This is a genomic window from Streptomyces sp. CA-106110, from assembly GCF_050936285.1.
In the GTDB taxonomy this organism is placed as follows: Bacteria; Actinomycetota; Actinomycetes; order Streptomycetales; family Streptomycetaceae; genus Streptomyces.
The window spans coordinates 11,933,312-11,958,787 of the sequence record NZ_JBNJNB010000001.1 but is presented as its reverse complement, the minus strand read 5'-3'; the positions used below and the strand labels follow the sequence as shown (position 1 = coordinate 11,958,787).

Genomic DNA, 25,476 nt, shown 5'->3' with positions numbered 1-25,476 from the left:
CATGGCAGAGCTGAAGGCCTACCTCGATGCCAGTTTCGTGCTTGAGGCGACGGTCACCGGCCTGATGAACCTCACCCCGGCACCCGCGGACGAGGACGACGAGGGCGGCGTCCACGTCGTCCCGTTCGACATCCGGCAGTGGCTCGCCCGGCTGCGGCTGCTCGAAGGAGTCCCGTTCGCCTATCTCGCCGCCGACAGCGAGCTGCTGCCCCGCGAGTCGATCCGGTTCTTCTACCTCGACCGGCGCTGGACCGACGCGCTGGTGCAGGGCGCCCTGGGCGTCGGCACCGTGTCGAGCGCGGACCGCGCCCAGCTTGAGCAGCTGTACGACGTGATCCGGGCCGAGGTCGACGACGAGGAGCACCGGGTCCGCCCGGTCGGCGGCGAAGGCGCTACCTCGACGTCGCAGACCATCACCGGGTTCCTCCTCCGCTCCCGCGCCGTGAGCGGCTGGCCTGGGCTGCACGTACGCGCGTACGACCGCGAGCTCGCCGAGGGCGACAACGCGATCATCCCCGAGGGCGACGCCCGGCGGCTGCGGCTGCTGCGGATGGAGCGGCTCGCGCCGGCCGTCCTCCTCGTCCTCTTCGACGGGGTGCCGCAGATCGTCCACATAGAGGAACCGCGCCGCGGGATCCAGTTCGGGGTGCGGCTCGACTCCGACCCGGACGGCGTGACGTTCTCGCCGTGGATCCCGCCCCGCGACGCCACCGACCCGCAGAAGGACATCGCCGACAAGGTTGCCGTGCCCTGCCGGCCGGGATCACCCGGCGTCCTGGACTTCCGCCATCTCAACAAGAAGCTCCTGGCCCGGCCGGACACCCACATGTCCGGCGACGGTGTCGTGGACAGCGCCGAGTTCGCCCTTGAGGCCATCCGCTTCCCCTACCGGCAGGTGTTCGGTGACACGGCGCACCCGGTCGAGGAGCTGCTTGACGTCTTCCGGCCGACCGTCTCCATCGAGGCGCAGCCGGACGAGAAGACCGTGGCCCTGACCGAGCGGTTCACTGCGGGGCTGGCATGACCGTTCCGCTTCCCGACCCGGACGCCATCAAGGCCGCGATGGTCAGCCCGCGCTGGTCCGCGCTGGTGCGGGCCGATGCGACCGTGCAGGACATCCGGCTGTGGGACCCGTCCCTGCTGCGCGAGACGCGGGTGCTGGTCCCGGTCGACGTGCAGGCGTTGTATGTCGACCCGACCAACACTTCCGAGCACGTCTTGCTGCCGTTCGGGCTCACCGAGCCGGACGGCCAGCCCGCGGCACCGATGCCGGCCCCCTTCGACCCTGGCGTGCCCCGCGCCCCGGGCGTCTACCTCCACTGGGCCATGCCCGACGCCCTGCTGCGCGGGTCGCTGACCAGGCAGCCGGACGACGCGACGAACCGGCTGGGACTGCCCGCGCTGCCCGACCGCTGGCTGGTGCTGCGGATGCTCGTGATGTCGGGGGCATCGACGGTGCAGACGACAGGCTGGGTGGTCCTCGCCGACACCGGGACGATCGTCCCGCTCGACGACTGGCACGGCGAGCAGGCCCTGCCCCCGGCCGCCCGGCACACCGTGGCGCCCGCCGAGCTGACCGGCAGCGTCGGCGGCTCGCCGCAGTGGGCTTCGACCTACGACGCCGTCGTCGACCGGCTGGCCTTCTACGACCCGCTGAACGTGTTCTCGAACAACGCCGACCCGGCGACCGAAGGCAACCAGGTCGGGTACCTCGTCACCGGCTGGTGGTCCCAGGCCGCACTCGACCCGCTGGACGCGGCGCGCACGGACGCCAGCCTGCACGACACCCTCGACGGCCTCGGCTGGCACCTCGCGCAGACCGCCGGCGACCCGCAGCCGGGCATCGAGGAGCGTACCGTCGACGCGCTCAAGCGGGCGTCTCTGGGGCTGACGACCAGGGAGCGGTATGCCGCCGTCGGCCCGGCTCCCGCCGCCCGGCCTGGTCCGCTGGCAAGCGGGAGCCCTGCCACGACGTCCGCCATCGCGGACGCGATCGAGCCGACGACGAAGTTCGTCAGCGCGGTCACCCCGTTCGCCGACCTGGCCAGCCGGGTCGTCACCGCTGAGCCGAGGTTCCCGCGGTCGACGCTGCTGCACGGCATGGTGCACGGCATTCCGTTCAAGGGGCCGGTGGACCCGTCGCTCGTCAACCAGCCGGCTCCCGCTGACCTCTCGGTCGAGCTCGGCCACCACGGCGACGACGTCGCCGCCACCGTCGCGTCGGACGGGTTCGGCGAGACGACACCGGAGTCGCGCCGGGCCGCCGAGCGCCTCCTGTCGGCCTTCAGCGGGCACCTGCTCGACAGGCTAGCGACTGCCGACGGCCTCGTCGACGTCGAGGAGCACGAGCACGCGTCGGCGTTCACCGCGCTGTCCGGCGGCACGTCGGGGACCGACCGGGTGAAAATGGGCGACGCGTCGGCGCCGCTCACCGCCGGCGGGGCCGGGCGCAGCACCGCGAACCGCCTGACGACCGCGGCGGCGGCGCTGAACGAGACGAGGATCGCGTGGGCCGGCCGCACCCGGTTCGAGCTGCAACCGGACGACGGCGTCGCCCTGCGCCGCCAGGTGCTGGAGTGGACTGCGCCGCAGCCGGTGTCCGAGCCGGTGTCCGAGGTACGCGAGATCGCCAGGCCCGCGCCGCGGTACCACGTGCCGACACCCCCCACCGTGGCCGTTCGCGGGCTGAAGCGCAGCATGCGGCAGCGCGCCACGAAGCTGCACTCGCCGGACGAGCAGTTGCAGGTGCGCTGGCCGTCACAGGTGCTCCACGCGCCGTCGCTGACCGATTTGACGACGGTGCTGCCCGCGGTGCCAACCGGGGCGCTCCCGCCCGAGGTCGTGCCGCTCAGCCGGGAGGCGCTGCTGCTCAACCCCTACCTCGCGCCGTGGCTCGCCCGCGTGACGGCGGACGACCCGACGTCGCGGGCGCAGGGCATGGACGGCACGGCGATCCAGGCCCGGTTCCTCGCCGAGTCGGCGATGCGGTACGGCGCGCAGGCGACGTACACCGGGCGCTCCGCCTTCCTCGGATCGGACGCGGGAGAGCTGACGGCGGTCCAGGTGGCCGACCAGCTGCGCCGCTACTCCGTCTATGAGGGCGTCGAGCCGTCCCCGGTCGCCGTGACCGCCTGGTCGCAGCCGTGGCAGCCGATCTGGCTCGAGTGGGAGGTCGCCATCACCGAGACCGACGACCTGCCCGCCTGGTCGCTGGGTCAGATCGACCTCGACCCACCCGACCCCGTGACACCGACCGGGCGCGTGCTGTCGGCGACCGGGCGCAGCGTGCTCACCACGGGCGTTGCCACCACCATGGCGGCGGCGATCACGGACTGGCTCGCCGCCGAGGAGGCCCGGGACGTGGCCGGCACCGGCGAGCTCGACCCGGCCGACCAGAACGCGCTCGCGTCGCTGCGGTCCAGGCTCGACACCTTCGACGTCCTGTCGGTCGTGCTCGACGGGCTGCGGGACCAACTGCTCGGGGTGCCCTATCTCGACGGCCGCACGGACAAACCCGTTCCCGACGACAGCGTGCCGGAGCTGCTGCTGCGCGGTGAGCTCCGACTGGTCCGCGCCCGCCTGGTCGACGCGTTCGGGCAAGTGCTTGACCTGCCCGACGTGAGCCAGCCCGGGCTGCCGGCCCGCGACGAGGTCGACACGCTGGCGCCGGCCCTGCGTGTCCGGCCACGGCTCACCGTGCCCGCACGGTGGCTGTTCCGGTTCGTCGACCCGGCCGGCCCCGCCGCCGACGCCCCCGAGGCCCGGCTGGACCAGGTCGACACAACGCAGACCGTCAACCCGGTGGCCGGGTTCCTGCTCCCCGACCACATCGACGAGGCCCTCGAGGTGTTCGACGTGGCCGGCAACCCGCTCGGGCAGCTGCTGCACGAACCCTTCGGCGGAGGCGTCGTGTGGGAGCCCGCGCCCGGGCGGCCGCTGCCCCAGGACGCCGGCCCGCTCGACGGGCTCGGTCCCCGGCAGCAGCTCGTCGGGCATCTGGCGGCCGGCGTCGTGGCCGCCGACGCAGCCCACCGCGGCGGACGGCCGGCGCAGCCCGAGACCGAGTCGTGCCTGTCGGCCATGCTGCGCGCCATCGACACGACGCTGTGGTCGGTGGACACGTACGCCGCGCTCGGCAACGAGCACATCGCCGGCCTCGTCGGCCGCCCGGTCGCCGTCGTCCGGGCCCGGCTGTCCCTCGACATCCGCAGCGACATCGACACACTCGACCTCTCCGACCCGGCGAAGCTGGCCCGGCGCGAACAGGCGTACCGCGATCTGGCCGCGCTTTCGTTCCCCGTCCGGATCGGCGAGCTCACCCGGCAGGACGACGGCCTGCTCGGCTTCTTCGTCGACGACGACTACCTGCACTTCCATGTCGTCGACAAGGTCGTGGCATCCTCCGCGTTCGTGTCCGGTCGCGGCCGGGGGCAGCTGGGCCCGTACGGCGAGACGCCTCCAGCCGACCAGCTCGGCACCGAGCCGCTCACCGCGGACTACGTCGTCGCGCAGGACGAGCTGCGCGTCCACCCGGGCCAGAGCGTGACCCTGACCCTGCTCATGCATCCCGCCGGCCGGGTGCACCTTACCTCCGGCGTCCTCCCTCGCAAGTCGATCGCGCTGCAACGCGACTGGGTGGCACCGGGCCTGACGGTCATGGCGCCCTCGGCCCGTATCGGGCCGGTGCTGGTGGACCCGGCGAAGATCGCGCTGCCGCTCATCTCGTCGTTCGGCAAAAACCAGCTGTGGACCCGCCGGGACACCCCGCTGACGTGGAAGGACGACCCCATCCTGGCGGCCACGCAGACGGCACTGCTGCCCGACCTGCCGCACGAGGTGCAGGAGGGCTACATCCGCATCGCGCCCGCACCGCCACCGGGTGCCAGCGGCGCGACCGCCGGAGGTGGCTGATGCCCGGGACGACCCGCGGGCGCGGTCGCAGGACAGCGACCGGGCGCGCCGCGCCGCCCACCGGCCCGGACCGGCTCAAGGACCTCTGGCTGCCGCTCGGTCCGTCGACCGTGATCGGCGGGCAGATGGACGGCACGGCCCACACCACCGGACGGGTCCGCCAGGTCGAGGTCAGCCCCGACGGCAGGCGCGTGTACGCCGCGACCGCGAGCGGCGGGGTCTGGTACAGCCGCGACGAGGGCTCGACATGGATGGTCCTTGGCGGGTGGGCGGTGACGCCGGACGTCCGCAACCTCGACTTCTTCGCCAACACGCTCGTGTGCGGCGCGATCCTCGTCGACTGGGACACCACCGCGGGCGGCGAGAACGACACGGTGTACGTCGGCACCGGGGAGCCGTCGCCGCGCCGGCAGAGCTATCCCGGCGGTGCCCTCGGCGGTATAGGGGTGCTGCGCAGCGTCGGCCCGGTCGCCAAGACGCGCGCCGACCCGTTCGCGCAGGTGTGGGACCGGGAGGGACCCGAGCTCGCCGGGCTCGGGATGTACCGGCTGGCGTTCGACCCGGCCAACCACGACCGGGTCGTCGCGGCGACCAGCGGCGGGCTGTGGACGCGCAGCGTCAGCGGCGGCACCCCGTCCTGGGGAAAGGTCAGCGCCGCACCGTTCGACGACGCGCCGCTGACCAGCGACGTGGTCTGGCTGCCCGACGGCCATCTCTGGGCGGTCACGTGGAGCGGGTCGGCATACGTCTCCGACAACGGCACCGCCTCCTTCGCCAAGGTCGACCTGGACGACCGCAAGGACGGGCGCCTCGCCCTGGCGGGCGCGGCGGACAGCTCGGTCGTGTACGTCCTCGGCAACGGCCCCATGCTGTGGCGGGTGACCGGGACCACCGCCCTCAAGGTCGGCAACGTCCCGAAGCTGCTGTTCGGGAAGGGCGAGGCCGAGCCGAGCGCCGGCCAGGCCGGCGGCACCCGCGCGCAGCCGCTGGACACGAACGACCCGACCGGCAACCAGTCCCACTACGACATGGCGATCGCCGTCGACCCCGGCAACGCGAACGTCGTCGTCCTCGGCGGGTCGGCGGTCGAGACGAGCAACGCGTCGCTCTTCAAGTGCGCCGTGCTCAACCCCGGCGCGACGCCCACCTTGAACTACGCGAAAGCGAACGACCCGACGGCGGCGACGCCGAACGGGACCGCGGGAGCGGATCCGACCTACATCGGCCGCGGCGTGCACGCCGACGTGCACGGCGTCCGCTTCGTGCCGCGCGGCGGGTCGACCGATCTGTGGGTGACCTGCGACGGCGGGGTCTACCGTTCGACGGCCGGCGGCGCCAACCACACCTGGCAGAGCCGCAACAACGGGCTCGGCGTGCTCGAGCCGGGTTACCTGGCCTGTCACCCCACGCAGGAGTCGGTCGTCGTCGTCGGAACCCAGGACAACGGCGTGCTGCGCCGGACGGGTGACACGACCTGGACCTGGGAGGTCGCCGGGGACGGCGGCGGGGTCGCCTTCCACCCGGGCAAACCCGAGCAGTACATCTGCCAGTCCACCGGATCCCACTGGCGCGACCAGGCGCAGCGCGACCGCAACCCGGTCCTGCGCAACTGGCCCTACCTCGACCATGAGCAGAAGGAGAACGACAAGGCGAACTTCTACTCCTCGCCAGGGGTGGTCACGGCCACCAACCCCGCGGGGGTGCGGCTGGCCGTGGGAACGAACCGCACCTGGGTCAGCGAGGACTTCGGTGGCACCTGGTACACCGTCAAGACCGGGTCTGACCCCCGCGGCGGTGGCCGGAGCGACACCAACCAGGACGTGTCGTACGACGACGAGCGCGGCAGGGTGCAGGTGTGCCGGTGGTTCGACGAGAACACGCTGTACGTACTCGCCGAGCACTCGCTGGTGCGGTTCACCCGCGACCCGGGGCCTGGCACGTGGACGCGGTCCGTCATCAGCGACCACAAGAACAAATGCTTCGCCTACAAGGAGTCGGACATCGCCGACGGCACGATGTCCTACCTGCCGCCCCTGGGCTCGTGGAGCGACGTGGCGCTGCACATGCCCGGCGCGAACGGCGCGAACTCGCTCTACGTCGCGTGCGCGGGGGTCAACAGCGCGCCGAAGATGGACACGCTGTGGTGGTTTGACGGTGACAAGACGTGGTGGAAGACCGGTCTGCGCGGGGCGTCCAAGGCCCCGGCGCTCGCCGTTGTCCAGGACCCGACGGACCCGACGCTCGTGTATGCCGGCACGTCGACCGGCGTGTTCCGGGGGACGTTCACGCGAGCGGTGGGCGGTGACCCGGCCTGGGTGTGGACGGACTACATGGTGGGGCTTCCCGAAGCGGCCGTGCAGGATCTGGCGATCTTCAGCGACCCCGCCGCATCGCTGAAGCTATTGCGCGCCGCCCTGCAGGCGCGGGGCGTGTGGGAGGTCGACCTCCTCGGCCCGTGCGACGAGAAGACATACCTACGGGTGCATGGCTTCGACATGCGGCGGCGGCCGTCGACCTCCCTCGTCGACCCGCTCAAGGCCGCCGGGTCCCCCGACCTGCAGCTGTTCCGCAGTCCCGACATCAACGTCCGGCCGGCGCCGCCGGCGACGGCCGCACAGGTCCCAGGGCCGCCGGCGATCGCTCCAGCGTTCGGTGGCCCGGACCCGTCCTTCGCGCTGTGGACCTTTCAGACCGCGTTCCGCAACCTCGTGCCCGCGTGCCGCCCCACCGGGCGGTGGAGCAAAGCCTTCGAGTCGCAGCTGGTGGGCTACAAGTCGGCGAACGGCCTAGGCGCCGGCAAGAGCGTCGACAACGCGACCTGGACCAACATCGTGACCCAGGCGCGCGTCTGGCAGCCGCCGTGGGACGGCGACGGGCCTACAGAGGCCGACCTGCTCCAGCTTTCGGTCGGTGCCGACGACGCGGCGCCCGCGGTCCGGATGGGGGTCCGCCGCGTCAACGTCGACGTGCTCGTGCACCATCGCGGCCTGCAGCAGCTGCCCGGTGCGTCCGCCTCGGTCCTGCTGCTCATCCGCAGGATGACCGAACCAGCCCATACCTGGAAGACGCTGGCCATCCCCAACGCCTTCGCGGGTCAGGTGGTCGCGGCCCTGGGCGGGACGTTGCCGGCCGGTGGCAAATTCGTCGGCGGGTGGACGATCGCGGACACGACGCCTGTCCGGCACCCGGTCGGCAACCTCGACGCCGCCCACCCGCAGGCCACCTCGTTCGAGGTCATCTTCCCTACCACGACGAAGAACGATTCGTTCCTTCTCCTGGCTGTCTGCACCTCAGCCACCTTCCCGGCCACCGCGGCCAGGCTCGCTGGCGCAACGCTCAGGGACGTCCTGACGAACAGCCCGCACACCGCCTGCCACCTGCTGACTATCAAGGTCGCCCCCTGACGCCAGCGGGTCTGTCAGGAACTTCGTGAGTGAGCTCGGCGTGACCTCCGCGGCTGGGTGTGGCTCTTCTGGAGGGACCTGGCTGGACTGGGAATCTGCGGCTTGACCGGTCCTGAAGCCGAGTTGTCTTCTACCGTGTCGGGCAGGAGCGAGGCGGTGCCCGATGAGTTCGTTTCTCGAGGAAGTCCAGCGGCGTGAAGCGGCAGCCCGCCGGGCCCATGCCCTTAAACGATCAGGTGATGGTCCGATTTGCGTGGGCCGCATTTTGCCTGGTCGGCCAGCGTTCCTGAGGTTCGTTCTAGTAGTCGGGTCGCCCGGGGGAATCTCACCCCCGGGCTCCCACGGAACCGTACGTGACAGTCTCCCGTCATACGGCTCTTGTCGTCCTGGTCCTCGACCCCGCCGGGGTCACCCAGGTCCAGTGAGCGAAGTACTTTGGACGCCGCGTGTGGCCCTCGGCCAGCCGCCGCAGGGCCTGTTTCATCCCGGTCCGGTACTTCTTCTGGATCCACCGCAACAGGTAGGCGTTGATGCGGTCGAGCAGCGGGTACAGCGCCGAGCGGTAGAAGCGCCCGTAGTAGTTCATCCATCCCCGGACCACCGGATTGACCATCCGGGCCAGATCGGCTGACTCCTCCGCGGTGCGACGGTGCAGTCGCCAGGACCGTACCGTCCTACTCAGCTTCTTCAGGGCTTGCTTACTGATCGCGGGTAGGAACGCGGTGAACATCACCCCGTGCTTGTCCTTGGCTCCTCGCGGCCGGAACGTGAACCCCAGGAACGTGAACTCGCAGACCGGAAACCGGCCCCGTCGGTTGTCGTCCTGTCGGGTGGCCCGGGGGAATCTCACCCCCGGGCTCCCACAGATCCCGGCGTGAACTTCTCAGTTCACCGGGCTCTTACTGTCCTGGTCACCAAACACGCGGAACCGAGGGAACCCATTGCCAGTGCGCGAGCAGGCGAGGGTAACGCTTGACAATCCCCTGCCAGCTCTCCTGGGCCTTCTTCCTCGACCGCAGCCGTTTGTATTTCTGGCGAATCCACCGCACCAAGTAGGCATTGATGCGTGCCAGGAGGGGATATAGCGCCGATCTGTAGAAGGCGCCGTAATAGTTGGTCCAACCCCGCACTACTGGATTGATCATCCGCGCGAGGTCCATGAAGGTATGACCAGTACGCACGTGCAGTCTCCAGGACCGCACCTCTGCGCTGATCTTGTTCAAGGCGTCCTTGCTGATCGCGGGCAGGAAAGCGGTGAACATCTTCCCGTCCTTTTGCCGCGCTCCGCGAGCCCGGAACGTATACCCCAGGAAGGTGAACGACGTGTGCTCATGTGAGCCGCGTCGATTTCCGTCCCGGCAATAGACGATCCTGGTCTTCTCCGGATGCAGCGCCAGCCCGACCTCGTCCATCCGCTCCGTGAGCGCCTTCAGCACGAAACGTGCCTGACGTTCACTGAAGCAGTGCAACACCGCATCATCCACATAGCGTTCGAACCTGATGGCGGGGAACTTCCTGGCCATCCATGTATCGAGTGCATAGTGGAGGAACAGGTTGGCGAGTACGGGTGAAACCGCTGACCCCTGAGGAGTCCCGCAGTCGCGCTGCTGCAAGGTCCCGTCGGGTAGTTGCAGCGGGGCATTGAGCCACCGCCGCACGTACAGCACCACCCACGGGAGGTCGGTGTTCGCCTCCACCGCTTTGACGATCAGGTCCCACGGAACGCTGTCAAAGAACTTCCGGATGTCGAGATCGATCACCCAGTCCGCTTTCCAACAGCGTCGCCGGCAGACCTCGACGGCATCCAACGCGGAACGCCCCGGGCGGTAACCGTAGGAGTCGGGATGGAAGATCGGCTCGACCTTCCGCTCCAACTCCTGAGCCACCACCGTTTGTGCGATCCGGTCGCCTACAGTCGGCACTCCGAGATCCTGGTGCCTCCGCCATGCGTCTTGGCGATCTCCACCGCCTGCACCGGAGGCGGGAAATACGAGCCGGAGGACATCCTGTTCCAGATCTTGTAAAGGTTTCCCTTGAGATCCTTCTCGAACTCCTCGATCGATACCCCGTCGACCCCCGATGCCCCCTTGTTTGCCTTGACCTTCTTGTATGCCTCCCAGACAGCCCGCTTTGATATTTCGAACGGCTTGCCCGGCGATTTCAACTCGTCCACGCGACTCCTCCCGGGAACTCAGCCCGGTTGATCGAACGAACACCAGTCACGGACAGCCCGGCCCCTTCGCTCCACTCCCATTACAGGAGCTTCGTCACTACTACGAACCGGTCCGCCAGCGGACCCCGACTCGGTACTCAACCCCTTGTGGTTTCTGCCACTTGGGGCGCTCCCTTTCGTCCACCCGAGGCTTGACGGCATCGGGGCACGCCTTCTCCCGTTCCGTACGGAAGCGGCAGATCAGGATCACGTCGTCTACATGCCGGACATCGCCTGGCCAATGAGCGGGTACCCGCCAGACTCGTCCCGGGATAACTGCAACATCCCGGTTTTGATGTCAGTTGTTCGTGTTACGACACGTCAGCAACGATTCGCTTGCGCTCGTCTTCCTGACCCCTACCTGACGCCTCTGACGACGCCTTTTCCTCATCGCTCACCACGACGGTCTTCAACCCAACGCAGCATGAGGTCGAGTAGCCGGGGGAATTTCACCCCCCGGCCCTCACAGATCCCGGCGTGACAGTCTCCCGTCACCGGGCTCTTGTCATCCTGATCACCAGAACGTGGGAACCCATGCCCAATGGGCGAAGAGCCTGGGGTACTGACGGGTGATACGCCGCCAGCACGCATGGGCCTTCTTGAAGGTCCGCAGCCGCTTGAACTTCTTGCGGATCCAGCGCATCAAGTAGGCGTTGATGCGCTCCAGGAGGGAAGCAGCGCCGTCCGGTAGAACGCACCGAAGTACTGCATCCAGCCCCGAACGATCGGATTGATCGCCCGTGCGAGCTCGGCGAAGGTCCGGCCGATCTGTCGGTGAAGCCGCCATTGCCGCACTTCACCACTGATCTTCTTCGAGGATTCCTTGCTGATCGCCGGCAGGAACGAGGTGAACCTCTCCCCATTCCTGTCGATGGCCTTGCGAGCCCGGAAAGTGAACCCCAGGAAGGTGAACTCCGTCTGCCCGTACGGACGTCGGCGCTTATTACCATCCCGGCAGTACACGATCTTGGTCTTGTCGGGATGCAGCCGCAACCCAACTTCCCTCATCCTGTTCGCGATTGCCTCCCGTAGTTTCCGGGCCTGACCCTCGCTGACACAGTGCACAACACCGTCGTCTGCGTACCGTTCGAACGGTACGCCCGGATACTCCCGGGCCATCCACATGTCGAACGCATAATGCATGAACAGGTTAGCCAAAACAGGCGAAATCGCAGAACCCTGCGGGGTTCCGCGATCGCGCTGCTGCAAGGTCCCGTCAGGCAGTTGCAACGGCGCCTCAAGCCACCGCCGCACATACAGAACTACCCAGGGGAGATCCGTGTGGGCCCGAACCGCTTTGACGACAAGGTCCCAGGGCACGCTGTCAAAGAATTTCTGGATGTCCAGATCGATCACCCAGTCATACTTCCAACAGCGTTTCCGGCACGCCGCGACCGCATCCAACGCGGACCGCCCAGGACGGTAGCCGTAGGAGTCCTGATGGAAGATCGGTTCGACCTTCTCTTCAAGACGCCGGGCTACTACCGTTTGAGCGATTCGGTCAGCCACGGTGGGCACACCGAGCAAACGAACCCCACCACCATGCGACTTCGGGATCTCCACACCCTTCACCGGAGGCGGAAAGTAACTCCCCGAAGACAGACGATTCCAGATTCGATAGAGATTACCCTTCAGATCCTTCTCGAAGTCCTCGATGGAGCGCCCGTCCACCCCTGCCGCACCCTTGTTCGCCTTGACCTTCTCGTACGCCTCCTGAACCTCCCACTTCGAGATCTCAAACGGCTTGTCCGATGATTTCAACTGGTCCACCCAGCTCCTCCCGGAGAACTTCCGGTTGACCGAACGAACAATCAGTCACGGATGACCCGGCCCCTTCGCTCCCCTTCATTACAAAGGGTTCCTCACTACTACGAGCCGGTCCGCCAGCACACCCCGCGTCGGTACTCAAACCCTCACGGTTCTTCCGCTTGGGCCGCTCCCTCTCGCCACCCGCATGACTCAAGCGGCACTATCAGGGCATGCCTTCTCACGTTCCATGCGAGAGCCGCAGATCAGGCTCACGTCGCCTCCGTGCCGGACACCGCCTGGCCAGTAGACGGGACTCCCGCCAGACTTATCCCGGAGCAACCACAAATCTCCGGTTCTGATGTCACCTGTTTTCTAACGACACTTCAGCAGCGATTCACTTGCGTTCGTCTTCCTGATCCCCACCTGACGGCTCTACCGCCGCCTTTTCCACATCGCTCACCACGACGGTCGTCAACCAACGCAGCATGTGGCGGTTTGGCACCATCCCCCGCAGGACGGAACCGAGGGGCCAAGTCCCTCATCTCTCGCACAGCACCGCATCGCGAAGCTCTCCTACCTGAACTCCCCTCTGCGTTCGTGACACACGCGGTTTGAAATCTCCCCCGCAGGGCGATTCCGAAGGGCCTTCCTTCATCTTCCGTACAGCACCGCATCAAGCAGCTCTACCTACATAAAGCTCCCCTTCGCGTTCGGGACACACTGCAGTACACGATCCGGGTCTTGTCCGGATGCAACTCCAGACCGACCTCGGCCATCCTGGTCCGCAGCGCGGCCAGAACCCGTTCTGCCTCTGCCAACGTTCGGCAGTGGACCACCCCGTCGTCGGCGAAGCGCTCGAACGGGCAGCCCGGGTACTCCCGGACCATCCACGCGTCGAGTAGGGTCGGGGACTGGCGCGGTGGATGAGTCTCCGTTTCCAGTCCCCGCCGCTTCAAACCGGACATGCGGTTCTCCCGCATCCGGCTTTCCGACATCGTTCACCGCTGGGCATGCACCGTCGCCCCGTGCCACTTTCCGGACAGGCGGAAGACCCCGAGCCGACTGATCCACCCGTAGTTGTAGCGGGCAGCCCAATTCCGGCCTGAGAGGCCATGTTTCCTGCTGGTGAAAATCGCCAGCCGCTCGTGGACGTACTGGTCCACCGCTTCGAACTTCCGCGCAGAATTTCCCTTACGGAAGTACCCGGCCCATCCCCGGAGCACGGGGTTGAGCTCGGCCACCACGGTAGCCACCGGCCGCTCGGTCCGAGAGCGCGAGGTAGCAGCGCGGACCTTGTCCCGCAGCACCTTCAACGCCCGTTGCGAGGGCCACCGGTACAGGTAGAACCTGCCCCGCCACTTCCACGACTCCACTTTCCGGTGGTGGAAGCCGAGGAACTCGAAGCCCTGCCCACCTCGGGTGAGGCAGGTGATGCCGGACTTCTCGGGGTGCAGTCGCATCCCGAGAAGTCCCAGCACTCTCGCCGCCAGCTGCTGAGCCTGCTCGGCCCGTTGTCTGGTCGGCGACAGGACCACGAAGTCATCGCAATACCTCACCAGCACCCCCAGCCGGCGACCCTCGCCCTGCCACGCCTCATCGAGGACGTGCAGAGCGATATTCGCGAGCAATGGGGAGATTGGTGAGCCCTGTGGGGTTCCCGCCCCGGTCGGGGAGGTCACCCCACCCTCCAGTACTCCCATCCGCAGCCACGACCGGATCAGCTTCAGCATCGACCGGTCCACCACGCGCCTCGCCAGCTGAGCGACGAGTGCGTCGTGCCCGATCGTCCCGAAACAGTTCCGGATATCGGCCTCGAACACCCACTCCCGACCTTGGTTCGCCGCAACGCGCACAGCATCGCACGCGTCGGTCGCGGACCGTTTCGGCCGGAATCCGTAGCTCGCCTCAGTGAACCCGGCCTCGAAGACCGGTTCGAGAACCATCTTCGCGGCCGTCATCACCACCCGGTCCGCCACGGTGGGAATCGACAGCGGCCGGAACTCCCCCGGCCGCCCCGGCTTGGGAATCTGGACCCGCCGCAGCACCGACGGACGATACGTATACGTCCGCAGTCGTTCCGCCAGGTCCTGGAGGAATGCGTCCACCCCCGAGGCCGCCACCGCGTCAACGGTCACACCGTCCACGCCAGGGGCTCCCCGGTTCGCGCACACGACCGACCATGCCCGCCACAGGACGTCCATGCGGTGGACGTGGACATACAGAGCATGGAACCGTCGTTCGGGTTCTTGCTTGGCACAGCGGTAGAGCGTCCACTGCAAGGCTCGGACCTTGTCCAGAGGACGGCCATCCAGTCGTGCGACGCCTTCCTCCCGGCGGATGGAACTAGCCGAAACGGCACTCATCCGGGCCCCTCCCTGTTCGCGAATCGCATCGATGAAGCAGGGGCCCTTCGCTCCCGGCGGGTTATGTTGTCCCGCCGATCGGCACTACTACGACCCCCTCCGACTGCCTCTCGACAACCCGCCACTTCCCGGTTCCGCCGGTTATAGGCGAGCCACGCTCCCGGGCCGCATACCCGGGGCCGAGTAGGCCCTCTCCAGTTCCCAGGACAACCTTCCAGCCGTTCCACGCCCCTTAACGCCGGGAGGTTCTTCGGCGCCCGCTCCAGGTTCCCGGACGCCTTCCATGGCCTTCGCCCTACGCATACGGACTCGGCACCCCCTTGGCCCACCCCAACGGGCGGGGTCTGCATATCGACGCTGCAGGCTTCACTTGATGTTGCGGACCGGCCGTTCGCACGCCCCCGAAGGACGCTTGTCACCCCACTTCGACGCCGCCCTCTCGAACGACGCCGGGAGTCAGCTACCGGGGACCCTGGCGTCTCCCCGGACCGGACTTGCACCGGCTGGCTGCCCTGAGCTTGACGTCCGGTTACATCCCCTCCCCCTCTTTCAAGCTGGAACGATGCCCGAACTCCTGGACGTACACGCGTAGTGCATGAACAGGTTCGCCAGCACGGGCGAAACCGCTGACCCCTGGGGAGTCCCACGATTCCGCTCTTGCAAGGTGCCATCGGGCAGTTGAAGCGGAGCTTGGAGCCACCGCTTCACATACAGCACTACCCAACGGGCATCGGTGTGCGCTTCCACGGCTTTGACGATGAGGTCCCACCGGACGCTGTCGAAGAACTTCTGGACATCGAGATCGATCACCCAGTCCCTCTTCCAGCAGCGTTGACGGCAGCGTTCCACCGCCTCCAAGGCCGATCGTCCGGGCCGGTAGCCGTAGGAGTCTTCATGGAATACGGGTTCGACCCGGTCCATCAGATGCCTGGCCACCACCGTCTGGGCGATTCTGTCGGCCACCGTGGGCACGCCCAAGATCCTGACGCCGCCTTCGGGAGACGACTTGGGAATCTCCACCGCACGCACCGGCGGCGGGAAGTACGTCCCTGACGACATCCTGTTCCAGATCTTATAAAGGTTGCCCTTCAGATCCTTCTCGAAGTCCTCAATGGAGCGACTGTCCACGCCGGGCGCGCCTCTGTTCGCTTTCACCACTTCGTACGCCCCCCAGACTTCCCGTTTCGAGATGTCAAACGGCTTGCCTGATGAATTCAACGCGTCCATATAGGTCCTCCCGGGAAGCCCGGTTGTCTAGATAAACAACGTCACGAATGGCCCGGTCCCTTCGCTCCACTCTCATTACAAGAGCTTCTTCACTACTACGAACCGGTCCGCCAGCGCGCCCCGCGTCGGTACTCGATCCCTTGTGGTGTCCGCCACTTGGGACACTCCCTCTCACCCGCCCGAGGACAGGGCAGTATCGAGGCGCGCCTTCTCCTGTTCCATGCGAGAGCGGCAGACCGGGCTCACGTCGTCTACATGCCGGACACCACCTGGCCAGTAAGCGGATTCCCGCCAGGCTCTTCCCGGAGTTGGCTAAAGACCCCGGTTTTGATGCCATCTGTCTGCTTAACGACACTTCAGCAACGATTCGCTTGCGCTCGTCTTCCCGATCCCCACCTGACGCCTCTTGAGCGCCTTTTCCTCATCGCTCACCACGACAGTCTTCGGCTAACGCGGCATGAGGTCGAGTAGCCGGGGGGAATTTCACCCCCCGGCCCTCACAGATCCCGGCGTGACAGTCTCCCGTCACCGGGCTCTTGTCATCCTGATCACCAGAACGTGGGAACCCATGCCCAATGGGCGAAGAGCCTGGGGTACTGACGGGTGATACGCCGCCAGCACGCATGGGCCTTCTTGAAGGTCCGCAGCCGCTTGAACTTCTTGCGGATCCAGCGCATCAAGTAGGCGTTGATGCGCTCCAGGAGGGGAAGCAGCGCCGTCCGGTAGAACGCACCGAAGTACTGCATCCAGCCCCGAACGATCGGATTGATCGCCCGTGCGAGCTCGGCGAAGGTCCGGCCGATCTGTCGGTGAAGCCGCCATTGCCGCACTTCACCACTGATCTTCTTCGAGGATTCCTTGCTGATCGCCGGCAGGAACGAGGTGAACCTCTCCCCATTCCTGTCGATGGCCTTGCGAGCCCGGAAAGTGAACCCCAGGAAGGTGAACTCCGTCTGCCCGTACGGACGTCGGCGCTTATTACCATCCCGGCAGTACACGATCTTGGTCTTGTCGGGATGCAGCCGCAACCCAACTTCCCGCATCCTGTTCGCGATTGCCTCCCGTAGTTTCCGGGCCTGACCCTCGCTGACACAGTGCACAACACCGTCGTCTGCGTACCGTTCGAACGGTACGCCCGGATACTCCCGGGCCATCCACATGTCGAACGCGTAATGCATGAACAGGTTAGCCAAAACAGGCGAAATCGCAGAACCCTGCGGGGTTCCGCGATCGCGCTGCTGCAAGGTCCCGTCAGGCAGTTGCAACGGCGCCTCAAGCCACCGCCGCACATACAGAACTACCCAGGGAGATCCGTGTGGGCCCGAACCGCTTTGACGACAAGGTCCCATGGCACGCTGTCAAAGAATTTCTGGATGTCCAGATCGATCACCCAGTCATACTTCCAACAGCGTTTCCGGCACGCCGCGACCGCATCCAACGCGGACCGCCCAGGACGGTAGCCGTAGGAGTCCTGATGGAAGATCGGTTCGACCTTCTCTTCAAGACGCCGGGCTACTACCGTTTGAGCGATTCGGTCAGCCACGGTGGGCACACCGAGCAAACGAACCCCACCACCATGCGACTTCGGGATCTCCACACCCTTCACCGGAGGCGGAAAGTAACTCCCCGAAGACAGACGATTCCAGATTCGATAGAGATTACCCTTCAGATCCTTCTCGAAGTCCTCGATGGAGCGCCCGTCCACCCCTGCCGCACCCTTGTTCGCCTTGACCTTCTCGTACGCCTCCTGAACCTCCCACTTCGAGATCTCAAACGGCTTGTCCGATGATTTCAACTGGTCCACCCAGCTCCTCCCGGAGAACTTCCGGTTGACCGAACGAACAATCAGTCACGGATGACCCGGCCCCTTCGCTCCCCCTTCATTACAAAGGGTTCCTCACTACTACGAGCCGGTCCGCCAGCACACCCCGCGTCGGTACTCAAACCCTCACGGTTCTTCCGCTTGGGCCGCTCCCTCTCGCCACCCGCATGACTCAAGCGGCACTATCAGGGCATGCCTTCTCACGTTCCATGCGAGAGCCGCAGATCAGGCTCACGTCGCCTCCGTGCCGGACACCGCCTGGCCAGTAGACGGGACTCCCGCCAGACTTATCCCGGAGCAACCACAAATCTCCGGTTCTGATGTCACCTGTTTTCTAACGACACTTCAGCAGCGATTCACTTGCGTTCGTCTTCCTGATCCCCACCTGACGGCTCTACCGCCGCCTTTTCCACATCGCTCACCACGACGGTCGTCAACCAACGCAGCATGTGGCGGTTTGGCACCATCCCCCGCAGGACGGAACCGAGGGGCCAAGTCCCTCATCTCTCGCACAGCACCGCATCGCGAAGCTCTCCTACCTGAACTCCCCTCTGCGTTCGTGACACACGCGGTTTGAAATCTCCCTCCGCAGGGCGATTCCGAAGGGCCATACCTTCATCTCTCGCACAGCATCGCTTCCAGAAGCTGTCCTACATCAACTCCCTTTCGCGTTCAGGACACAATCAACCAACGCAGCTCGGGGCGGTTTGACGCCTCCCACCGCAGGGCGACGCCGAAGGGCCACAAACCTTCATCTTCCGCACAGCACCGCATCAAGCAGGGTCTCTACCTCCATCAACCTCACTCTCAGCGTTCGTGGCACACCTCCAGCTGTAGATCTTGATCTTGGCGTTTGAGCGGGTGCCGTCTCGGTTTGGTTGATCACGTTCTGCCGGCTTCCGGCAGGTAGACCGAATCCTGTTGAGTAGGCACTATGCCCCGGTGAGCATCATCATCAAGTTCTTCGTGGCGCCGGACCGCGATGCTGCCGCTGCCGTCGTGGAAGGCGGTCCGGACGGGGTCTTCGAGTCGCTGACGTACGGCACCTTCGATGCCGAAGAGGCGCTGATCGAGTGGGAGAGCATCTTCACCGGTCGGGGCTTCGAGGAACTCGTCGCCGCTGATGAGCCCGAAGTCCTTGCCGACCCAGGCGATGGCGAGGGCCCGGTTGTCCTCGCTGCTTCCCGGGTGCTTCAGGATGCCCTTGCCGTTGCCGATGAGCACCGGCTTGTCGAGGTCAGCCAGTTGTGGGTGCAGGAGCGAGCGGCAGATGGCGAGGTATTCGGCCTGGAGGCGGCAACTGAGGTCCTGAGCGGCCTGGCCGACCTGGCGCGGGCCATCGGCGAGCAGGAGGAGAGCCTGTACTGCTGGATGGCATAGAAGCGGACCCGATGGCGCGGGTGGCGGGCCGTTTCTCCCGGGTGGAGCCGCGACGCAGGGCACGGGCGTTCGTTCTGGGCCTGCTCGCGGAGCTGCCGCGGAAGAACTGCTGGACGATCGCCGAGCATGCCGGTGACGTCAGTCCGGCCGGCATGCAGCACCTGCTCAGCCGTGCGTCCTGGGACGCCGACCGAGTCCGTGCCGACGTACGGGACTTCGTGGTCGAGCATCTCGGAGACGACGACGCCGTCCTGGTGGTGGACGAGACCGGTGATCTGAAGAAGGGGACAGCGAGCGTCGGGGTGCAACGCCAGTACACCGGCACTGCGGGTCGGATCGAGAACTCCCAGGTGGCCGTCTACCTCGTCTACTCTTCCTCAGTCGGGCACGCCGCCGTCGACCGGCGCGTCTACATCCCGCGCTCCTGGACGCAGGACCCCGACCGGCGCCGGGCAGCGGGCATCCCGGAAGACTTGAGCTTCGCCACCAAGCCCGCCCTCGCCGCCGAGATGATCGCCCAGGCCTTGGACGCCGGCGTGCCAGCCGCATGGGTCACCGGCGACGAGGTCTACGGCGGTGACCCTCACCTGAGTGCAGAGTTGGAGAGACGCCAGATCGGCTACGTCCTGGCCGTCTCGCGCAAGCGGCCGATTCACACGCGCGCGGGCATCTTCCCAGCAGGCGTGCTGGCCCACTGCCTGCCGAAGAAGGCCTGGCAGCAGCTCTTGGCGGGAGACGGTGCCAAAGGCCACCGCTTCTACGACTGGGCCCAGGTCGAGATCGACAGCCCGTCGGGCAGTACGGGCCAACGGTCGCTGCTCATCCGACGCAACCAGCGCACCGGTGAACTCGCCTTCTATCGTTGCTACTCGGCGTAGAGGGACGCCAGAAAATCATCGACCTGTACAGCGACTACGGCGACTACATCACGCTGCGCAGCGCGGACAATCTCCGCGTCCACCGGGACCCGGAGACCTCGACGGTCGTCCTGGAATACGAGGTCCACGGCACGTCGGCCGTGACGGGACGGCCATACGACAACCGCTTCGTGTCCGTCGTGACCGTCCAGGAGCGCAAGGTGACGCGCTGGCGCGACTACCTGGACCCCATCGCCGTATTCGACGCACAAGGATGGCCGCAAGACCGGCGCTCGTAGCAGCCAGTCGTCGTAGGCATGTTCCGGGGCTACCTGTGATCACACGCGAGCTGGAAGCCGACGCTCACCCGGCGTGCCGACCACGAACCCCGGAGTGTCGCGGACAACTACACCGTCGGGGAGGTCGGCGTGCTGTCACCTCCGGCGATGTCCCGGAAGGCCGGCATACCGAGGTCGACGGACCGGCCTCGGCGCGCCTGGTCGGCGTCGAGTTGGGCGAGTTTCCCCTGCGCGCCGGCGAGGCTGACTTCGAGTCCTTCCAGCTCGCCCACCCAGCCCTCGCGTTCGGCCTCCGTGATCCGGGAGAGGAGGTTGTCGCGGATTTCGACCAGCCGCGGGCGCTGGGTGGGTTCGGGACGGAGCAAGGAGCAACGGGGCATGCTCGTGGATGCAAGGGGTTCCGAATGCGCGTCCGCAGATGCCGATCGAGAGCTTCCGCTTCTCGAAGTGGCCGAGGAACTGATCCCACTCTTCCGCGCTGGGCGTCCGGTATTCCTCCGCAGGTCGCAGGGCCCGACGGCGGGCGATGAAGGCTCGATGGGCTTCGATCGCATCGTGTGGGTAGATCGCGTTGTAGCCCATCGTGGTGTTGATGTCCTTGTGGCCGCAGATGATCTGGGCGATGTGCGGGGGCATGCCGTTCGCGATGGCGTCGGTGACGAAGATCCGGCGAAAGTCGTGCGGCTGGAAGCGCAGGGGCTTGCCGTTCTCGTCGATCAGGCCGGTGGCTCCCAGAGCCTCGTTGAGGGCCTTGCGGATGCTGGCCGGCGAGACGGGCCAGCGGCGTCCTGCGGATTCCCATTGGAATAGCAAGGGCAGGGGTGGGTTCCAGAGCCGCTCGCGGTCATCGAACGATGCGACCAGGGGGATTGCTCCGGTGCGGTCACGAACTCGCCAGACGATCGTGCTCAGGACGTCGGCGAGTTCGGGACTGACGAGCAGTGCTCGCTCCTCGTCGGTCTTTGATGGCGCGATCTGCAGCAGCGGGACGATCTCTCCGGTGCTGGGGAGTTTGTATTGCGTGATGCTGTGATGGCTGGTTTCGAGCATTTCCTCGATGCGGACGCCGGTGTGGCGGAGGACCTCCACTGCGGCCCAGGCCCAGAAGGCTCGGTGCTCGTCTTGGGTGAGATTGCGGCGGCGTCCTTGCTGGTCCCAGGCCGATCGGGTGAACCGCGTAACCCGTGCGGCCGACGACTTCGGCTTGATGAACGTCTCTCCGAGGACGGTGAACTCCCCGCCTGGTTCGGCCTGTTGTAGGGCTTCCAGCCGTGCTCGTGCATCGTGGAGGCGTTTGGTGACGAAGTCGACCAAGGTGGGAAGGACTGGAAGCCGTTCGCGCGTCCGTCTTCGGCATCGTGACTGCCGCTGCTTTTCGTGCTTGGCCGTCCGGGTCTCGTCCGCGCTGATGGGGCAGCGGACGGCCCAGGGGCCCCAGCGGGCGGGATCCTCCGCGGCCCATTGTGCGAGGTCGAGGTAGAACGCGCGGATGAGCATCAGGACGGAGATGTAGGAGATCCTCGGCTTGGTGCTCTCAATGACGCTGCCGTCCGGTTGTTTTCTCTGCTTGGTGATGGTGCGGAAGCGCTCCTTCCAAGCGGTGGCGACGTCAGCTGGCAGGTTGATGGAGTCGATCCCCGGGTGGTGGCGTTCCAGGTCGGCCCAGAAGTTGTGGGCCAGCGCCCGGGAGAGGTTTTGCGGCTCTCCTGTCGCTTCCGTGGGTCGCTGACCAGGGGCGATGAACGCAACACGCCGTACCACAGGTACGTTTCGACTGCTGAAAGTACGAAACGGAAGAACCTGGATACGGCGTGCGATCTACAAGCATATGGACTCGGCTGCTCGGAGTCGAACACACGGTGATCGACTTGGTCGAGGCCGAGGAGGATGACAGTGCGGAGGCGGGCGCCGAGGATGTGGTGATCGTGGCCCACGCCCACCCGGCGAAGCGGCGGCGGCAACGCTGCGGGGTCTGCAAACGCCGGTGTGCCAGGTTCGACAGCGGTGAGGGCCGCCGTCGCTGGCGGGCCCTGGACTTGGGCGCGGTCCGCGTGTTCATCGAGGCCGACGCGCCGCGTGTGTCCTGCCCCGAGCACGGCGTGGTCGTCGCCCATGTGCCCTGGGCCCGTCACGGTGCCGGACACAGCCTGGCCTTCGACGACACCGTGGCCTGGCTGGCCACGCACTGCGCGAAGACCACGGTCACCCAGCTGATGCGGATCGGCTGGCGCACAGTGGGCAACATCTGCGCCCGAGTGTGGGCGGACGTCGAAGCGCGTGTGGACCTGCTCGCCGGACTGCGCCGGATCGGCATCGACGAGATCTCGTACAAGCGCCACCACAAGTACCTGACGGTGGTGGTCGACCACGACAGCAGCCGTCTGGTGTGGGCGGCGGCCGGCCGGGACAAGGAGACACTGCGGTCCTTCTTCGACCTCCTCGGCGAGGAGCGCTCGAAGAAGATCACGCATGTCAGCGCGGACGCCGCCGAATGGATCGCCACCGTGGTGGCCGAGCGCTGCCCCAACGCCGTCCGCGTGATGGACCCCTTTCACGTGGTGCAGTGGGCCACCGACGCTCTGGACGAAGTCCGCCGGGCGGTGTGGAACGCCGAGCGCGGCGGCAAGGGCCGGGTCACCGCAGGGTCCAAGGCGCTGAAGAAGGCCCGTTGGGCGCTGTGGAAGAACCCCACCGGCCTGACCGAACACCAACGTGCGCAACTGGAGTTCATCGCCAAGGCCCATCCCGTTCTTCACCGCGCCTACCTACTCAAGGAAGGACTACGCCTCGCGCTGAAGGCCGGCCCCGACACACCCGAGACGCTGCGGGACTGGGTGTCATGGGCTCGCCGCTCCCGCCTGGAGCCCTTCGTCAAGCTGCAACGGTCCATCGTCAAGCACTGGGACGCCATCACCGCCGCCGCCGAACACGGCTTGAGCAACGGCCTGGTCGAGAGCATGAACACCAAGATCCGACTGATCACCCGCATCGCCTTCGGCTTCAAGGACCCCGACGCTCTCATCGCGCTCGCCATGCTCAGCCTCGGCGGCCACCGCCCCCACCTACCAGGCCGTCAAGCTGCATGAACCACCCACGGAAGCGACAGGAGAGCCGGTTTTGCAAGGTGCTGTAGTCGACGCTGGGCTGTCGTTCCTTGAGGTAGTCGACGATCAGGTTACGGACGGGACGGCTACGCAGTCGGAAGCGGTCCACGAGTTGCTCGACGGTCAGCTGGCCAGGTCGGAGGTTGCGCAGACGCAGGCTCACCGGTGCGTCCTCGGGGAAGATGCCCAGTTGGCGAAGCCAGCTGTAGAAGTGAGTGTGGACAGAGCCTTTGTGACGGACGTCGTGCTCGATCAACCGGAGTTCGAGGCAGTCGCCTACCGTGATGTCGCCGATGCCACCGCCCTTGGCGATCATGATGCGGATGATCTGGCTCTGCGCCGTCGCGGCATTGGTCGAAGCCCAGACCTCTTCGCCCAGGAGACCGGCGAGCTTGGCGAAGCCCTCGGGATCGCGGTGGTCGGCGACCGCGGTGCGCAGGTGCAGCGACGGCCGCATCGCGACGAGCCACGGGAGTTCCGGGCAGATGATGTCGTACGCGAGCAGAATGAGCTTGCCCGAAGCCAGGTCAGACCGTTTGGAGATGGAAACCGGTCGGCCCTGACGGTCAGTCCAATCGGTGCTGGTGGACATCCACTCGGCCGGATCCAGACTCGGGGCCGGGCTGGCCTGCCAGCGTTCCTGCCAGGTGGAGCCGGGGAAGTTCTCCAGCCAGGTCAAGATGGCGGCCGCTCCGCGCCGCCGAGTCGACCACTTATGGCTGCCGTCCTGGCCTCGGCGAGGCAGCGGCATGCGGTCGATGATCTCCTCGCGGGACCAGGTCGTCGCCGGCCAGCAGGCAGCTGGCTCCCGCGGCGGGAACTGCTGCAACAGCGCAGCCTGGGCTTCCCCGGACATGTCAATGATGGCCACCGGGTCCGGACGTGTGGTGTGCGCGGCGGCCGTCGTCATGAACGGCCTCCGAACAGGACGCTCAGGGACTCGGGGTTGTAGCCCGGTGCCGGCGGCGGAGGAGTCGGCTTCTGCTGACGGCGCTCGAAGTGGGCAAGGACGCTGCGGACGACTTCTTCCTGGCTCGGGTTGAGATACCGCTGAGTGGTGCTCAGACTCTGGTGGCCAAGGACCCATTGCACACTGACGAGGGGCATCTGCGGGTCCTGGGCCATGCGGTAGGACGCGGTGTGCCGAAGATCGTGAAGCGTCCAGTTCGAGCCCAAGAGCTCGTTAGCGCGGACGAACATCGCCCGGGCGGCGTGATACTCCAGCGGCCGCCAGGGACGCCGCAGAGTCCACCACAGCGGCTCCCGCCGGCCGCGGGGAAGCCCTCGCCGCCATACCTCCTCCTGGTAGAGGCGGAGCCAGACGAAGGCGTCGACAGAGACGGGAAGCTGCTGGTATTCGCGGCTGCCCTTGCGGACGACTCCGATGAGCTGTTCGCCCGGCAGCGGGTCGGCCTGCGTCGTGGTCAGCAGTTCGTCGGCGCGGGCCCCGGTGGAGACCCAGAACGCCAGCAGGGCGCGATCGCGGTGATACTTCAGTCCCGCGAAGAGCTGGTCGAACATCTCATCCGGCACCCGTCGCAGGATACGGTCGGGGACTTTCGGCCGGTAGCGGCCCCGTCGCTCACCCCGGAACGGCTCCCGCGGATCGTGATGGGCATGGGCCCGACGCCCCCGGTGCGACCGATCCAAGGGGAAGGGATTGATGATCGGGCCCGTGCCCACATCCAGGTGGAAGTCGTAGAAGCCCCGCAGCACCGTCTCCGCATGCGCCCGGGTGGCGGGCGCGTACTTCGTTCCCGGTGACGGCTTGCCGGTAATGGGATTCGGCGTACCGGGTTCTGGCCTCGTCGCCGACGGAGGGCTAGGGGTCGTGATCCCACGTTGCTTGAGCCGCCAATGAACGCGAACCGGCTTGTCCGCGATCTGCATCCAGCGGGCGAAGTCCCGCGCTTCCGTCCTGGTCGCACGGTCCCATTGCACATCCAGGGCCCGCAGGAACCGCCACCACCGCAGCAAGTCCAAGGCGTACGACCGGATCGTCGTCGCCGGCTGTCCCCGAGCCTGCAGGTCTGCGAAGTACACGGCGGTCGCCTCGATACGCTCGCCCTCCGGGCCGAGCAGCCGGTACGGCTCCCACGGATCTCCCGTCTCAACTAACCGACCAATCTCAGGCAGCACAAAAGCAGC

General features: G+C 66.7%; 19 protein-coding genes and 2 pseudogenes. 7 read left to right on the top strand and 14 right to left on the bottom strand.

The features are described 5' to 3' along the window. Position 1: 1 nt before the first annotated feature. From ACQEXA_RS55445 to ACQEXA_RS55435, 3 genes are read left to right on the top strand one after another with little or no spacing between them, the layout of a single operon-like run. Complete coding sequence (locus ACQEXA_RS55445) at positions 2–1,024, top strand: hypothetical protein (RefSeq protein WP_432920833.1); 1,023 nt, start codon at positions 2–4, stop codon at positions 1,022–1,024. Then, a complete protein-coding gene (locus ACQEXA_RS55440; RefSeq protein WP_432920836.1) occupies positions 1,021–4,911 on the top strand; it encodes a hypothetical protein in 3,891 nt (1,296 codons plus the stop codon). Before ACQEXA_RS55445 ends, ACQEXA_RS55440 begins: the two co-directional genes overlap by 4 nt. After that, positions 4,911–8,315 (top strand): hypothetical protein, encoded by a 3,405-nt coding sequence (locus tag ACQEXA_RS55435; RefSeq protein WP_433133994.1) that lies wholly within the window; start codon positions 4,911–4,913, stop codon positions 8,313–8,315. The genes ACQEXA_RS55440 and ACQEXA_RS55435 overlap by 1 nt, the downstream gene beginning before the upstream one ends. A 367-nt stretch (positions 8,316–8,682) precedes the next feature. Here ACQEXA_RS55435 and ACQEXA_RS55430 read toward each other — a convergent pair whose 3' ends face one another. The 10 genes from ACQEXA_RS55430 to ACQEXA_RS55385 all read right to left on the bottom strand — a co-directional run bounded on the left by ACQEXA_RS55430 (position 8,683) and on the right by ACQEXA_RS55385 (position 17,670). After that, complete coding sequence (locus ACQEXA_RS55430) at positions 8,683–9,165, bottom strand: group II intron maturase-specific domain-containing protein (RefSeq protein WP_433128707.1); 483 nt, start codon at positions 9,163–9,165, stop codon at positions 8,683–8,685. Positions 9,166–9,226: 61 nt separating this feature from the next. Further along, positions 9,227–10,237: a reverse transcriptase domain-containing protein gene (locus tag ACQEXA_RS55425; protein ID WP_433133991.1), complete on the bottom strand. Its 1,011-nt coding sequence runs from the start codon at positions 10,235–10,237 to the stop codon at positions 9,227–9,229. After that, complete coding sequence (locus tag ACQEXA_RS55420; RefSeq protein ID WP_433133989.1) at positions 10,225–10,488, bottom strand: hypothetical protein; 264 nt, start codon at positions 10,486–10,488, stop codon at positions 10,225–10,227. Before ACQEXA_RS55420 ends, ACQEXA_RS55425 begins: the two co-directional genes overlap by 13 nt. Positions 10,489–11,041: 553 nt before the next feature. Further along, entirely contained in the window at positions 11,042–11,173 is a 132-nt protein-coding gene (locus ACQEXA_RS55415; protein ID WP_433128713.1) for a hypothetical protein, read from the bottom strand. Beyond that, positions 11,170–12,297 carry a group II intron reverse transcriptase/maturase gene (gene ltrA, locus ACQEXA_RS55410; protein ID WP_432937481.1) on the bottom strand — a complete coding sequence of 376 codons (1,128 nt, stop codon included), beginning with the start codon at positions 12,295–12,297 and terminating at the stop codon, positions 11,170–11,172. Before ltrA (ACQEXA_RS55410) ends, ACQEXA_RS55415 begins: the two co-directional genes overlap by 4 nt. 662 nt (positions 12,298–12,959) lie before the next feature. Continuing rightward, entirely contained in the window at positions 12,960–13,163 is a 204-nt protein-coding gene (locus ACQEXA_RS55405; protein WP_433134808.1) for a reverse transcriptase domain-containing protein, read from the bottom strand. Positions 13,164–13,274: 111 nt separating this feature from the next. Next, the gene (gene ltrA / locus ACQEXA_RS55400; RefSeq protein WP_433133987.1) at positions 13,275–14,639 is read right to left on the bottom strand and encodes a group II intron reverse transcriptase/maturase; all 1,365 of its coding nucleotides are present in this window, start codon (positions 14,637–14,639) and stop codon (positions 13,275–13,277) included. 549 nt (positions 14,640–15,188) lie between these two features. Then, complete coding sequence (locus ACQEXA_RS55395) at positions 15,189–15,866, bottom strand: reverse transcriptase domain-containing protein (RefSeq protein ID WP_433128719.1); 678 nt, start codon at positions 15,864–15,866, stop codon at positions 15,189–15,191. Positions 15,867–16,414: 548 nt separating this feature from the next. Further along, positions 16,415–17,215, bottom strand: a complete 801-nt coding sequence (locus ACQEXA_RS55390) for a reverse transcriptase domain-containing protein (RefSeq protein ID WP_433128394.1) — start codon at positions 17,213–17,215, stop codon at positions 16,415–16,417. Continuing rightward, positions 17,164–17,670 carry a reverse transcriptase domain-containing protein gene (locus ACQEXA_RS55385; RefSeq protein ID WP_432931328.1) on the bottom strand — a complete coding sequence of 169 codons (507 nt, stop codon included), beginning with the start codon at positions 17,668–17,670 and terminating at the stop codon, positions 17,164–17,166. Before ACQEXA_RS55385 ends, ACQEXA_RS55390 begins: the two co-directional genes overlap by 52 nt. A 960-nt stretch (positions 17,671–18,630) precedes the next feature. On the opposite strand from ACQEXA_RS55385, the gene ACQEXA_RS55380 reads away from it, so the two are divergent. The 3 genes and pseudogenes from ACQEXA_RS55380 to ACQEXA_RS55370 all read left to right on the top strand — a co-directional run bounded on the left by ACQEXA_RS55380 (position 18,631) and on the right by ACQEXA_RS55370 (position 20,224). Continuing rightward, positions 18,631–19,068 (top strand): hypothetical protein, encoded by a 438-nt coding sequence (locus ACQEXA_RS55380; RefSeq protein WP_432920851.1) that lies wholly within the window; start codon positions 18,631–18,633, stop codon positions 19,066–19,068. An 11-nt stretch (positions 19,069–19,079) separates the two neighbouring features. Next, positions 19,080–19,940: pseudogene (locus tag ACQEXA_RS55375) on the top strand (IS701 family transposase); the annotation flags it as partial. Next, the gene (locus ACQEXA_RS55370) at positions 19,931–20,224 is read left to right on the top strand and encodes a nuclear transport factor 2 family protein (protein ID WP_432920854.1); all 294 of its coding nucleotides are present in this window, start codon (positions 19,931–19,933) and stop codon (positions 20,222–20,224) included. The pseudogene ACQEXA_RS55375 and the gene ACQEXA_RS55370, both read left to right, overlap by 10 nt. Before the next feature lie 107 nt (positions 20,225–20,331). On the opposite strand, the gene ACQEXA_RS55365 is transcribed toward ACQEXA_RS55370, so the two are convergent. Together ACQEXA_RS55365 and ACQEXA_RS55360 are read right to left on the bottom strand one after the other, a co-directional pair. Next, on the bottom strand, positions 20,332–20,589 hold the full coding sequence (locus tag ACQEXA_RS55365; protein WP_432920857.1) for a hypothetical protein: 258 nt from the start codon (positions 20,587–20,589) through the stop codon (positions 20,332–20,334). Between the two features lie 259 nt (positions 20,590–20,848). Then, positions 20,849–21,721: pseudogene (locus ACQEXA_RS55360) on the bottom strand (site-specific integrase); the annotation flags it as partial. Between the two features lie 314 nt (positions 21,722–22,035). Here ACQEXA_RS55360 and ACQEXA_RS55355 point away from each other — a divergent pair. After that, positions 22,036–23,310 (top strand): ISL3 family transposase, encoded by a 1,275-nt coding sequence (locus ACQEXA_RS55355; RefSeq protein WP_433133985.1) that lies wholly within the window; start codon positions 22,036–22,038, stop codon positions 23,308–23,310. On the opposite strand, the gene ACQEXA_RS55350 is transcribed toward ACQEXA_RS55355, so the two are convergent. Both ACQEXA_RS55350 and ACQEXA_RS55345 read right to left on the bottom strand, forming a co-directional pair. Beyond that, positions 23,261–24,238 carry a hypothetical protein gene (locus ACQEXA_RS55350; RefSeq protein ID WP_432920874.1) on the bottom strand — a complete coding sequence of 326 codons (978 nt, stop codon included), beginning with the start codon at positions 24,236–24,238 and terminating at the stop codon, positions 23,261–23,263. The genes ACQEXA_RS55355 and ACQEXA_RS55350 overlap by 50 nt on opposite strands. Further along, positions 24,235–25,467: a tyrosine-type recombinase/integrase gene (locus tag ACQEXA_RS55345; RefSeq protein ID WP_432920877.1), complete on the bottom strand. Its 1,233-nt coding sequence runs from the start codon at positions 25,465–25,467 to the stop codon at positions 24,235–24,237. The genes ACQEXA_RS55350 and ACQEXA_RS55345 overlap by 4 nt, the downstream gene beginning before the upstream one ends. Positions 25,468–25,476 lie beyond the last annotated feature (9 nt).

What these genes read in the sequence shown, in the direction of transcription:
- ACQEXA_RS55445 (WP_432920833.1), top strand. Translation starts at nt 2, where the DNA reads ATGGCAGAGCTGAAGGCCTACCTCGATGCCAGTTTCGTGCTTGAGGCG.
- ACQEXA_RS55440 (WP_432920836.1), top strand. Translation starts at nt 1,021, where the DNA reads ATGACCGTTCCGCTTCCCGACCCGGACGCCATCAAGGCCGCGATGGTC.
- ACQEXA_RS55435 (WP_433133994.1), top strand. Translation starts at nt 4,911, where the DNA reads ATGCCCGGGACGACCCGCGGGCGCGGTCGCAGGACAGCGACCGGGCGC.
- ACQEXA_RS55405 (WP_433134808.1), bottom strand. Translation starts at nt 13,163, where the DNA reads ATGGTCCGGGAGTACCCGGGCTGCCCGTTCGAGCGCTTCGCCGACGAC.
- ltrA (WP_433133987.1), bottom strand. Translation starts at nt 14,639, where the DNA reads ATGAGTGCCGTTTCGGCTAGTTCCATCCGCCGGGAGGAAGGCGTCGCA.
- ACQEXA_RS55395 (WP_433128719.1), bottom strand. Translation starts at nt 15,866, where the DNA reads ATGGACGCGTTGAATTCATCAGGCAAGCCGTTTGACATCTCGAAACGG.
- ACQEXA_RS55390 (WP_433128394.1), bottom strand. Translation starts at nt 17,215, where the DNA reads ATGGGACCTTGTCGTCAAAGCGGTTCGGGCCCACACGGATCTCCCTGG.
- ACQEXA_RS55350 (WP_432920874.1), bottom strand. Translation starts at nt 24,238, where the DNA reads ATGACGACGGCCGCCGCGCACACCACACGTCCGGACCCGGTGGCCATC.